Origin of the sequence: uncultured Faecalibaculum sp. (genome assembly GCF_910588395.1) — a bacterium.
Taxonomy (GTDB): Bacteria; Bacillota_I; Bacilli_A; order Erysipelotrichales; family Erysipelotrichaceae; genus Faecalibaculum.
Genome location: NZ_CAJUPA010000031.1, coordinates 19,728 through 31,340 on the forward strand (window position 1 = coordinate 19,728; position 11,613 = coordinate 31,340).

Below are 11,613 nucleotides of genomic sequence, written 5' to 3' on the forward strand. Positions count from 1 at the left end.
ACACCCGGAACTTTCCACTAAAACATATCATAATAAGTTCCAGAGCAAAAGAATGGAATATTACTGCAGTTTACACTTTGGACGTTTCACAACTATTTATGTAACGTTCCACATCAGTTCTTACGCAGATGTGACAGATTTGTGAAGTTGCACTGCACAAAAAAAGTCCCTCCAGTGGGAGAGACCTCTTCTGTATTCTGGCTGTATTTCGAACTACGCCTCAATGGGATTGTCCAGACCGCGGTTGAGCATCGCTGCCAGATCCGGATCCATTTCCTGAACCCCCGGCAGATCGTCGATGTCCACATCATTGTCTTCCTTGCTGTTGCCCGCCATGGCATCCCGCAGCTTCTGTTCCAGCTCGCCGCGGATATCCGCGTTTTCTTCCATGAACTTCTTCGCGGCTTCCTTGCCCTGCCCGACTTTTTCGCCGTTGTAGGAATACCAGGCACCTGCCTTTTTCAGGAACCCGTATTCCACGGACATATCCACCAGTTCGGAAATCCAGGACACGCCTTTGCCATATACGATTTCCAGCGCGCACTGCTTGAACGGAGGCGCCACCTTGTTCTTCACGATTTTCACCCGGACTTTGTTGCCGATGATCTCGCTGCCGTTTTTGATCACATCCGTTTTCCGGATGTCAATGCGCACGGATGCATAGAACTTCAGTGCCTTGCCGCCGGGCGTGGTTTCCGGGTTGCCATACATCACGCCCACCTTTTCCCGCAGCTGGTTGATGAAAATCGCCGTGCACTCATTGTGGTTCATGATGCCCGCCAGCTTCCGCATGGCCTTGGACATCATCCGGGCCTGGGCGCCCACCTGCAGATCGCCCATTTCTCCTTCCAGTTCCACCTGGGGCGTCAGGGCAGCCACAGAGTCCACCACCACCAGATCCACAGCACCGCTTTCAATCAGCATCAGCATGATGTTCAGGCCCTGTTCACCGGAATCCGGCTGCGACAGAATCAGCTCGTCAATGTTGACGCCCAGATTGCGGGCATAGATGGGATCAATGGCGTTTTCGGCATCAATGAATGCACAGCGGCCGCCTTTTTTCTGCACTTCCGCAATGGCATGCAGCGCCAGGGTGGTCTTGCCGGATGATTCCGGTCCGTAGATCTCCACCACCCGGCCCTTGGGATAGCCGCCGATTCCCAGCGCCTGGTCCAGCAGCAGGGAACCCGAAGGGATGGGTTCCACATCCATGCTCGGACGCTCTCCCAGTTTCATGACAGCACCGGTGCCGTACTCCTTTTCAATATCTTTCAGGACATCCGCCAGCAGCTCATCCTTGTCCTTTTCCTTGCTTTTATCTTTCTTGACCGAATCAGATTTCTTGGCCATTCAGCTCCTCCTTCATTGCCGCAAGAAGCTGTGTCACCATGGCTTCCACCACGGCTTCGCGCACTTCATTGCGGGACATATGGGCAAATTCATATCGACAGACCCGGTTTCTCTTCCGGCTGTCAATGGCACAGTACACCAGTCCCGCAGGCTTGTCTTCCAGAGCCGAAGGTCCGGCATTGCCTGTAAAGGACACGGCATAGTCTGCGCCGGTGAGTTCTCTTGTGTGAGATGCCATGGCTGCGGCGCAGGCCGCAGACACAGCTCCCTCTGTATTCAGAATGCCGGCTTCCACATGAGCCAGCTTCTGCTTCATTTCATTGGTATAGGTGACAAATCCCCCGCGCAGCACGGTGCTGGCACCGGGCACGGATGCAAGCGTGGCCATGAACAGCCCTGCGGTCAGAGATTCGCAGGCAGCCACCGTCACCTGGTGCGTCCGGGCAAAGGCAAGCAGCGCCTCCGTCTCTGTCATTACATCGTCTCCAGAACGTACTTCTTCAGCTTTTCAAAGTAGATCCAGCCGCTGTACAGACTGGCGGCGCAGGCAGCCCAGAGCAGGATTTTCCCTGCGGGAATGCCCAGCAGCGCAAAGGGCCAGTCATGAAGCAGCAGCAGCGCAATGGCGAACATCTGCAGGACGGTCTTGACCTTGCCCCACCAGCCGGCGGAAACCACTTCCCCGCTTTGGGCCGCGCTCATGCGCAGGCCGTCCACGATCAGGTCCCGGGCTGTCATGAGCAGCACAGCCACAACACTGGCCTGGTGACTCCAGGCAAGCAGGATCAGCAGCGTGTTGACCAGCAGCTTGTCCGCAATGGGATCGGCAAATTTTCCGAAAGAGGTAATGAGATTCCGGCTGCGGGCGATGGTACCGTCCAGGTAATCCGTGAAGGAAGCCACCGCGAAAATCGCAAAGACGATCAGGTCCCTGCCTGCCAGGCCAATGGATGGCACCACAGGTGCCCAGGATGCGGGCACCGCCAGGTAGATGATGGCAGCTGCCGGAACCAGCAGGATCCGGACCAGCGTCAGTTTATTCGGCAGATTCATTCTGATCTCCTTGCTGTTCTGTCTGCGCCCGGACCACATCGATGGTGATGATCACTTCTCCGCTTTCTCCGGGCTGGGCGTTCACTGTCTGACCGTTGACCGTCAGCTTCATGCCCTCCGGGATGGCCGGCTGAAACAGCAGCGTACCCGCATCCTGCATGGTCACGGTCTGGGAAAAGGAATCCGTGAACTGGGAGGTGTCATTGAGCACAGCGCCTTCCTCTGTCAGCCAGACGGTGGTCGGAGCGGAAAACTTCGCTTCGATCTGCACCTGAGGCGCCGAGGCAAAGGCACTGGTCACCGTGACGGTATTGCCGGAAACGGTTGTTTTGTCTTCCTGAACCGGCGTTTCCGGCTCTGTTTCCTGCTGGTCCTGGCTGTCCAGTCCCTGCTCCTGCCGGCGCAGCTGCGCCAGCCTGGCGGTTTCGGCTTCCTTGTCCCTGGCTTCCTGACTGGCTGCAGCCTCCGCCTGTGCTGCCTGAGAGGCCCGCATCTGGCTCATGGCTGTCCAGAGACCAAACCCTGCACAGAGAATGACCGCTGCGGCAATCACCGCTTTCAGCGACAGTTTCCGCCGGGGTTTCTGGCGGGACAGAGACCGGCTGGCGGATGCCACCCGGTTTTCATAGGTTGAACGGGATGCGCGGCGCACCCGGGAATCGCTGGATTCCACAGGCATGGCCGCCGCCATGCGCTTCTGGGCCTGGGTGAGGGCCATGTTGCGCAGATGGGCATAGTGCTTGATGGATCCGTCCACTTCTTCCTGCAGCATGTTCCAGTTCACGCCCAGGGCTTCGCAGTAGGCACGGATGAAGTACCGGACAAACGAAAGGTCGTCTGAAAAAACATCCAGGTCATTGTCCTCGATTGCCTTGATATATTCAGGTGCAAGTCTTGTCTGTGCGGATACGTCCTGAATCGAGAGCTTCAGGTCCGTCCGCCGTTTTTTTAAGATTTCATAATACCGCACCGAAAAATCCCCCTTTGAGAAGTAATTATATCAAAGGCAGCGGGTCTCCGTTAAGGATACGGAGCATGAAATCTGTTACCATTATACGTTTCTTACCTGCATCATTCGTGCCGGTTGAGTGAATTGCTTACGAAAAAGTGTGAAAAAAGATATAATAGCAGAAATGAGGTGAATGTATGCAGGAAAAACTCACAAAACTTCACGAACTGCTGGCCAGACACCGGAAGCTCCAGGACGACGTGGATCTGGAAAACATTCTGGAACTGCTGCCCCAGACAACGGTCTGGGTCGCCGGAGTGGATCCCTCTTCCTTTGATTTCAAAAACCCCGTCTGGGAGGAAGATCTCCTGAAAAAGCTGGATCTGCCCTTCTGGCCGGATCTCCTGGAAGACAGCGAAGGAAAGCCTTTCTTTCCGGCTTTCACCAGCCCGGAAAAAGCGCCGGGAAAACTGGTGGAACCCTTCTCCTGGATCGAGCTTCCCTTCCTGAAACTCTGTTACTTTGCGGCTCATTCCAAAATCACCACCGAGGTCATTCTGGACCCCTTCACAGACTGTCTGCAGCTGCCGGTTTCCCTGGTACTTCAGTACAGCGGTCAGTATGCCGATGCACACCCGGATCTTGCCTGATCCGGTTTTCTTTTGTCCCGCTTTTTTAAGCGGATGCCCTCTTGAATGCACCGGCTGTTTCTGATTCCATAAACCCATGAACACGACTCAGTCTCTGCAGGCACTGCGGGAAGGAAAACCCCTGCCTGTTTCCAGCCAGTACAGCCTCATATTCCGGCTTTCCCTGCCGGCCATTCTCGCCCAGGTGGCCAGCACCCTGATGCAGCTCATCGATGCCTCCATGGCAGGCCGCCTTGGTTCTCTGGCTGCGGCTTCCATTGGCCTGGTGGCTTCCAGCACCTGGCTGTTTTCCGGCATCTGCCGGGGTGTCATCTACGGCTTTTCCGTCCAGACCGCCCAGACCATCGGAGCCGGCAAGCCGGAAGAAGCCGCCCGGATCTGCCGCCAGGGACTTTGTGCCATCCTGCTCTTTGCCCTGAGCTTTGCGGCAGCCGGTCTGCTGGCAGCCGGACAGCTGCCTGTCTGGCTCCAGGGTGAACCGGCAATCCGCTCCATGGCCACCAGCTATTTCGCCTGGTGGTGTGCCTTTCTGCCATTCCTCATGCTCAACGAATGGGCAGTGCAGATGCTCCAGGCAACCGGCAATACCCGGCTGCCGGGGATGCTCCAGATTGCCATGTGCCTGCTGGATGTGCTCTTCAACTGGTTTTTCATCTTTCAGCTTTCCCTGGGCGTTGCAGGCGCTGCCATCGGCACGGGCATGGCGGCCCTGTGCATCAGTCTGTTCCTGACCTGGTACACGCTGTGCCGTTCGGCGTTTCTTTCCGGTCATCACAGCTTCGGATTTCAAAGAGACGTGGTTGCCCGGGCCGTGAAGATCGGTCTGCCGGTCAGCGCAGAACAGCTGGTTACCGGCAGCGGGTATGTGCTCTTCACCCGGATCGTCGCGAGCCTCGGCAGTATTTCCGTGGCCGCCAACAGCTTTGCAATCACCGCCGAGAGTCTGGCTTACATGCCGGGATTCGGCATAGCTTCGGCTGCCGGCGCCATCATCGGTCAGTGTGTGGGCGCCGGACGGAAATCCCTGACCCGGTCTCTGGCATGGCGCATTGAATGGGCCGGCATCGGGGTCATGACTGTCATGGGCATCGCCTTGTGGCTGCTGGCACCGGTGCTGATGCAGCTGCTTTCCGCGGATCCGGCTGTGCAGGATCTGGGGACCATGGTGCTGCGCATCGAAGCCTTTGCGGAGCCCATGTACGGAGCAGCCATCGTGGCCACCGGCATTCTCCGGGGCAAAGGCGATACCCTGTGGCCCACCATCATCTCCCTGGTCTCCAACTGGGGACTGCGGATTCCCTTCGCTGCTGCCATGACCGGATTCGGACTGGGTGGCGTGTGGTTTGCCATGGCGGTTGAACTGAACTGCCGGGGACTGCTGTTTCTGTTCCGCCTGAGAAAGAGTTTTCCCGCCGCATCCGCCGCCCGAACACTATAAACGGGATCCCGCACCCGATCAGATCTGGCAGCAGGATCCCGTTTTTTCTCTGTGTACAGCATACAGCCAGTCTGTGCCCCGGCCTGCGGGCAGCGCCCGCCATCGGCAGCGGATCAGGCTTGAGACTGTTCCTTGTTCTTTGCCCGCAGCGTCGCCACATCCGCCGGTGTCAGATGGGGATGGGCTTCCATGAGTTCTCTGGCTTTGGGGGCCCATTCCGCGGCGTAGTCCACGCATTTTGCGCAGAGATGCTCCGGGGTTTCCGGGCTCTGCAGATCGGTGCTCACGGCGCCGGTGTCATGGACAATGGTGCCCAGGATCTCCGGATTTTCCAGCATGGGGCAGGGCTGCAGGTGGTTGCAGTTGAAAGGCTGATGTTTCTGGTACTCCCGGAACAGCGGCTGGGACAGACACTCCAGCAGGGATTTGTCGTGGATGTTCGCATTGGAATAATGAATGAACACACAGGGTTCCACATCCCCGTTGGGGTTGATGTGGCAGTAGAAGCGCCCGCCGGCGATGCACCCCTGCACGAATTCCCCGTCGTTCTGGAAATCGAAGGTGAAAATCGGCTTGCCGCCGTCGAAGTCCCGGATTTCCCGGACGCGGTGATACATGTACTCCCGCTGTTCGGGATTCAGCAGCAGCTCCGTACTGGCTTCGTTGCCCACGGGCATGTAGTGGAAATACCAGTTGTAGCGCACACCGTGGTCAATGAGGAAATCCAGGAACTCGTCGCTGGTGACCATTTTGTAGTTCTTCGAGGTGTAGCAGATGCTGGTGCCGAAGATCAGTCCGTGCTGCTTGAGAATGTCCATGGCTTTCACCACTTCCTGGAAAGACCCTTCGCCGCGTCTGGCATCGTTGTCGCCTTCAAAGCCTTCAATGGACAGCGCCAGGGAGATGTTGCCGAGTTCGCGCATGGTTTCGGCGAATTCATCGGTGATCAGAGATCCGTTGGTGAAGGCATAGAACATCGATTTCGGAAACTCTCTGGCCAGCCGGATGATGTCGTCCTTTCGCACCAGCGGTTCGCCGCCGGTCATCATATAGAAGTAAATGCCCAGTTCCTCGCCCTGCCGGACGATGCTGGCCAGGTCTTCATAGGACAGATTCAGCCGGTTGCCGTATTCCGCGGACCAGCAGCCGATGCAGTGTTTGTTGCAGGCGCTGGTGGGATCCATGAGGATGATCCAGGGAATGCGGTAGCCGTGTTCTTCTTCAAAGCGGTTGGTTTTGGCATAGCCGTAGAATCCCGCCTGATAGCCGATGTTCAGAATGTGGGTCTTGACCACATGGGGATCCAGTTCATCCAGCATGGAGTTCACGTATTTCATCCATTTGTTCTCCGGATCCGCGATCATGTTCCGGGCCCCGTCGAAGACAGCCTGGGGATACAGGTCCCCGACGAGGTACTCCGAGATGTCCACCAGACGGTTCAGACCTTTCTGACGGTCTTTGTTCACATATTTCAGAACGCCGTCCACTGTGGCCCCCACTGCCTTGCGGGTGGCGGCGCCTTTGAATTTTTCAAATGCCATGGGAGAAAAAACCTTCTTTCTTATTAATCACAGATTATACAGATGTCTCAAAAGACAGATACAGTCAGTTGCCTGGATATGTCTGTGGCGGGCTCCGGGAGCCAGGTGGCGAAAATCTGTTACAATGACTCTGTATGCGATTTGGAAGGAGGAATCTGATGAAGGAACTTCTGTTTGCATCGGACCTGGACGGGACCCTGCTCAATGCCCGCCACGAAACCGATGAGGAAATTCTGCAGGGGATCCGGGACCTGGCTGCTCACAATGCCCGGGTGGTAATCAGCACCGGGCGCAGCGCGTCCATGTGCAAGGCCCTGGGATTCGAGCCGGGGCCGGTGATTCTCATGAATGGTGCTCTGGCGCTGGATGAAGCCGGTCATGTGATTCATGATGCCCCGCTGGATCCGGACCTGGTGCGGGAACTGATGGACCGGTTCCCGCAGCTGCCCTTCGAGTTCTGCACAGACCGGGGAACCCTGACGCGTCAGAGCCGGCAGGAAACCATTGCCAATTTCCAGCGGCGCTGGGCGAAACGGGGCAAACCCCGCCGTCACGGCGATTTTGACAAAATGTTCCAGGGACACCGGAATGATCTGAGCCGGGAGGAGATCCTGGCCGAGACCATCTACAAAATCAACTGCAACCGGGAAGACAGTGAAGACTGCCGGGCACTGGAAGCCTGGCTGGCGGATCATCCCCAGGTGGTCAACACTCCCAGCGATGCGGTGCTGTATGAAATCACCAGCTGCCGCGCCACCAAGGGACAGGCGGTCCGGGCGCTGGCAGATCATCTGGGCATTCCTTATGACCAGGTGGCGGTGTTCGGGGACGGGATCAACGATCTGAGCATGTTCCGGCTCTTTGAACACAGCTTTGCACCGGACACGGCACAGCCTGAAGTGAAAGCCGCCGCTTCGGCACTGCTGGACGGCAGCGACGAACACTGCGTGATCCGCAAAATGAAGGAGCTGCAGAAGACATGGGCGTAACTCTGTTTTTCACCGACCTGGACGGCACCTTCATGGTCAACCACCAGCTGGATGACACCCTGCGGCAGGGCACACAGCGCATCCGGGACCAGGGCGGCCATGTGATTTTCACCACCGGGCGGCCTTCGGTCTCTGTCTGGCAGATGGAACCGGAGGTGGACTGGCTGATCGCCGCCAACGGCGCGCTGATCTACGACGACGAAGGGGAGCTGGTGAGCGAGAAGCGCATTGACCCGGCGGATCTTGCGGATTTCATCATGACATTCGGCAACAGTCCCCTGAAAATCATCACCCGGGACGGCGTCTATTCCAACGCCAGCTGGAGCCAGCTGGCCGGCAGTTACCTCAGGCGCAGAGGTCTGCCCCCGCTGCCGCTTCCCTCCTTCCTGCTGCCTCCGTTTCTGCGCACCGTGGAACCGGATGTCCCCGCCGGCATGCTCATGATGCTGCCCGCCGTGAAGCTGGAACTCCATGACGCCGATCCGGACAAAATGGCCAGATTTCTGGCAGCCCATCCGAATCTGGTCAATGCCCCCAGTTTTTCCGGACTCTCGGAAATCACCCGGAAAGACGCCACGAAAGGACATGCAGCCCTGGAAGTCCTCCAGTATCTTGGCCAGGATGCCAGTCAGGCAGCCGCCTTCGGAGACGGCATCAACGATGTGACGCTCCTGGAAGCCATCCCGGACAGCTACGCCCCGGAAACCGGATCGGCGCAGGCCAAAGAAGCCGCCGCCAGCATCCTGCCCATGCCGGATGACTATGCGGTCCTGCACAAAATGGAGGACCTGATCCGTGGATGAGGAATCCGAATCGCTGATTCTGGGAACCCTGCTTGCTCTCTCCGGCGGTCTGATGGATGCCTATTCCTTCATCCTCCGGGGTCATGTCTTCGCCAACGCCCAGACCGGCAACATTCTCTTTCTGGGGATTTATCTCTGCAGCGGTCAGTGGGAACAGGTTCTGCACTATCTCTTCCCTGTGGCAGGGTTCACCGCCGGGATCTTCATCTCGGAACTCATGCACCTCTCCCGCCTGCGTCCCGTTCACTGGAAACAGACGATTCTCGCCGCCGAAGCCTTCCTTCTGCTGCTTGTCCCTTTCATTCCTTTGGACCTCTTCGCCAATTCCCTGACCTCTTTTGTCTGCGGCATGCAGGTCCAGACCTTCCGGAAACTCAAAGGTCATCCCTTTGCCACCACCATGTGCATCGGCAATCTGCGCTCCGGCACGGTATCCTTCGTGACCTGGCTGTGCCGGAAAGATCACCGGCACCTGCGGTCCGCCGCAGCGTATTACTATGTGATCCTGTGCTTTGTCGCCGGCGCTGTTCTGGGCAATGCCCTGGCCCCGGTGACCGGTCTGTACACAATCACCGGATGCAGCCTGCTGCTGACCAGTTCCTGGATCGTCCTGCATTTCCAGCACCGCCGCCATGTGCTGGATGAACTGGACCAGTTCTGACCGGCTTTTCTTATCCTGAATAAAAACAAAAGGAACCGGCATGGTTCTGCAGCTGAGCAGTCAGCGCAGGAGCCTTCCGGTTCCTTTTTGTCTGTCCAGGCCGAGGGTGACTGCATCCACAGTCACATTGCCGGGGCTTTTATCTGTTTTTTCTGCGGCGCAGCAGCGTGAAGATGCCTGCCACGGACAGAGCCTGCACACCCAGTGTGGCGGCAATGCCGGTGGCTGCAGCCGTGGGGACTTTGGAGGAAGATGGCTTTTTGTTTTCTTCCTGTTTGTTTGTGTTGTCCACGGGCTTGTTTTCTTCGGGCTTGTCTGTGCCGGGCTTGTCGGCATCCGTGTCACCGGGCTTGCTGTCTTCGCCGGGTTTGTCCGTGTCACCGGGCTTGTTGTCCTCGCCGGGTTTGTTGTTGTCATCTTCACCGGGGAAAGCAGGCTGATCCGGATCAACGGGTTTGGGATCTGCGGCTTTGCCGGGGAAGCTGTAGGTGTAACCGATGGACATGGAATCGTTTCCGTTACGGCTCATTGTGGTGAGCCCGCTTTCGCGGAACACCAGACCATTTTCCTCAGTCACCAGCTCCTGGTCCCAGGCACCGTTTTCCTGATCGTATCCTTCCGCAGCAATCATACCGACAGGAATCATGTCTTCGGTCAGCGTACCGGCTACAACATGTGCACCTTCGGACAGTTTGAAGACATCCACAGGAACAGTAGCCACGCGGGTATCCGCGGTTCCGTCTGCCCAGGTGCCGTTTTCCACATCGAAGGTCACTTTTGCATCGGGAACATTCAGCAGCAGATTATCCTGGGTGACATTGGCTGTGTAGCGCAGTGGGAAAATCAGTGCCATCCAGGGTGACAGATCCATATTTCCTGTGAAAGAGGCTTTTCCCACAAAAGCACTCTGGCCCTTCTTGAAATTTTCCACCTTGATGGTGAATGCCCCTGCAGGGGAGTATGCATGGATGAAGTCCGGCTTGGATCCGGCATCTTTGTTGTCATCGATGGTCTTCGTGCTGACTTTTCCGGATCCGTTTTCATTGATTCGAAAAGTTACGGTGACCGTTCCGGTTGCCGCATCATACGCAGCGTCTACGCAGTGCATATAAGAGAAGAAAGCGGCTGCGGTATCCTGGCTCTCTGTTTCAAAGGCTGTCTGCCAGGCAGCCGGACTGCAAAGAATCTCTTCGTTTACAGTTACGACATCCGGGTTGACCTGGAACTGGTACTGGAACTGACCAGTCAGAGATTTTTTGTAAAACTCGGCTTTTCCGTTTTTGACGATATACAGCGTTCTGAAGGTATTGTAGTTGCTCCAGATGCCGGTCATGTCCAGTGTTCCGCCCAGCTGCACATCATAGACTTCTTTTCCTGGCTGATAATCCAGAGTCCCGGTCACTTGACCGTCCACTTTGGTGTTCAGCGTCAGACCGCAGGTCAGTCCCGCCCCGGTGGGCTTCCACGCCGGCTTCCTCTTCATCTGTGATTTCCTCTTCTGCCACAGCTTCTTCTTCCACTGCAGCGGGTTCTTCCGCAACAGTTTCTTCTGTTTCCGGTACAGTCACTTCTTCCTCTGCAGGAGTTTCCGTGATCTGAGCGCTGTCTTCCACCGGTGTTTCAGCTTCTGCGGGGACTTCCTGCGTCCCTGTTTCTTCTGTCTCTTCGGTCAGGACTGTTTCTTCCTGAACAGCCGGCTGTTCTTCCAGAACCGGCTGTACATTGGCGTTCAGTTCTTCTGCAGGCATTTCCTGTGCAAACACAGTGGCATTCTGTGCAGCAGAAGCGGCTGCCGTCATGGCCATGGAAGCCGCCAGCGATACTTTCAGAATTTTCTTGATCATTGTCTGTTTCCTTTCCAGTCCCTGCATACAGGGCTTCTTTGCAAATTGTTCGGGAATTGATTCAGCAGCGATTTCGTGCAGAATCCAGCCTGGTATCTGCAGTGAGATACAAAGAAGCTGGATTTGTCTTTTTCGAAATCTATTTGTATTTTTTAATACTTTCCTACTATACCGAAACCGGTTGCTGTTGGAAACAGTGGAATTTTACATTGTTACATTACCGCTTAATCTGTTAATATCGGTAATTTCCAGAATTTGTTTCCGGAACTCATTCGAAAACAAATCGAGTAGAGACTAGGTCCCTCTCACACCACCCAGCGTGCCGTTCGGCACTG

At 56.5% G+C, this 11,613-nt stretch carries 11 protein-coding genes; 5 read left to right on the plus strand and 6 right to left on the minus strand.

Annotated elements, in window-relative coordinates; all coding sequences use genetic code 11:
• Positions 1 to 213 precede the first annotated feature (213 nt).
• From recA to QZ305_RS09025, 4 genes are read right to left on the minus strand one after another with little or no spacing between them, the layout of a single operon-like run.
• Positions 214 to 1,350: a recombinase RecA gene (recA, locus tag QZ305_RS09010; protein WP_294731428.1), complete on the minus strand. Its 1,137-nt coding sequence runs from the start codon at positions 1,348 to 1,350 to the stop codon at positions 214 to 216.
• The gene (locus QZ305_RS09015; protein ID WP_294731431.1) at positions 1,334 to 1,825 is read right to left on the minus strand and encodes a CinA family protein; all 492 of its coding nucleotides are present in this window, start codon (positions 1,823 to 1,825) and stop codon (positions 1,334 to 1,336) included. Before QZ305_RS09015 ends, recA begins: the two co-directional genes overlap by 17 nt.
• Positions 1,825 to 2,403, minus strand: a complete 579-nt coding sequence (pgsA, locus tag QZ305_RS09020) for a CDP-diacylglycerol--glycerol-3-phosphate 3-phosphatidyltransferase (RefSeq protein ID WP_294731432.1) — start codon at positions 2,401 to 2,403, stop codon at positions 1,825 to 1,827. The genes QZ305_RS09015 and pgsA overlap by 1 nt, the downstream gene beginning before the upstream one ends.
• Positions 2,387 to 3,373: a RodZ family helix-turn-helix domain-containing protein gene (locus QZ305_RS09025; RefSeq protein WP_294731433.1), complete on the minus strand. Its 987-nt coding sequence runs from the start codon at positions 3,371 to 3,373 to the stop codon at positions 2,387 to 2,389. Before QZ305_RS09025 ends, pgsA begins: the two co-directional genes overlap by 17 nt.
• Positions 3,374 to 3,549: 176 nt before the next feature.
• Between QZ305_RS09025 and QZ305_RS09030 the strand changes: the two genes are divergently transcribed.
• Both QZ305_RS09030 and QZ305_RS09035 read left to right on the plus strand, forming a co-directional pair.
• A complete protein-coding gene (locus tag QZ305_RS09030) occupies positions 3,550 to 4,002 on the plus strand; it encodes an SseB family protein (protein WP_294731434.1) in 453 nt (150 codons plus the stop codon).
• Positions 4,003 to 4,078: 76 nt separating this feature from the next.
• Positions 4,079 to 5,440 (plus strand): MATE family efflux transporter, encoded by a 1,362-nt coding sequence (locus QZ305_RS09035; RefSeq protein ID WP_294731435.1) that lies wholly within the window; start codon positions 4,079 to 4,081, stop codon positions 5,438 to 5,440.
• Between the two features lie 113 nt (positions 5,441 to 5,553).
• Here the strand turns inward: QZ305_RS09035 and QZ305_RS09040 are convergent, their stop codons facing one another.
• Complete coding sequence (locus QZ305_RS09040; protein ID WP_294731436.1) at positions 5,554 to 6,981, minus strand: radical SAM protein; 1,428 nt, start codon at positions 6,979 to 6,981, stop codon at positions 5,554 to 5,556.
• Positions 6,982 to 7,139: 158 nt separating this feature from the next.
• Between QZ305_RS09040 and QZ305_RS09045 the strand changes: the two genes are divergently transcribed.
• Genes QZ305_RS09045 through QZ305_RS09055 form a run of 3 tightly spaced genes read left to right on the plus strand, consistent with a single transcriptional unit; the run spans position 7,140 to position 9,434 of the window.
• Positions 7,140 to 7,970: a Cof-type HAD-IIB family hydrolase gene (locus QZ305_RS09045; RefSeq protein WP_294731438.1), complete on the plus strand. Its 831-nt coding sequence runs from the start codon at positions 7,140 to 7,142 to the stop codon at positions 7,968 to 7,970.
• Entirely contained in the window at positions 7,961 to 8,773 is an 813-nt protein-coding gene (locus QZ305_RS09050; protein ID WP_294731439.1) for an HAD hydrolase family protein, read from the plus strand. Before QZ305_RS09045 ends, QZ305_RS09050 begins: the two co-directional genes overlap by 10 nt.
• Positions 8,766 to 9,434, plus strand: coding sequence for a YoaK family protein (locus tag QZ305_RS09055; RefSeq protein WP_294731441.1), 669 nt, complete (start codon positions 8,766 to 8,768; stop codon positions 9,432 to 9,434). Before QZ305_RS09050 ends, QZ305_RS09055 begins: the two co-directional genes overlap by 8 nt.
• Positions 9,435 to 9,573: 139 nt before the next feature.
• On the opposite strand, the gene QZ305_RS09060 is transcribed toward QZ305_RS09055, so the two are convergent.
• Positions 9,574 to 10,917: a hypothetical protein gene (locus QZ305_RS09060; protein WP_294731443.1), complete on the minus strand. Its 1,344-nt coding sequence runs from the start codon at positions 10,915 to 10,917 to the stop codon at positions 9,574 to 9,576.
• Between the last annotated feature and the right edge of the window lie 696 nt (positions 10,918 to 11,613).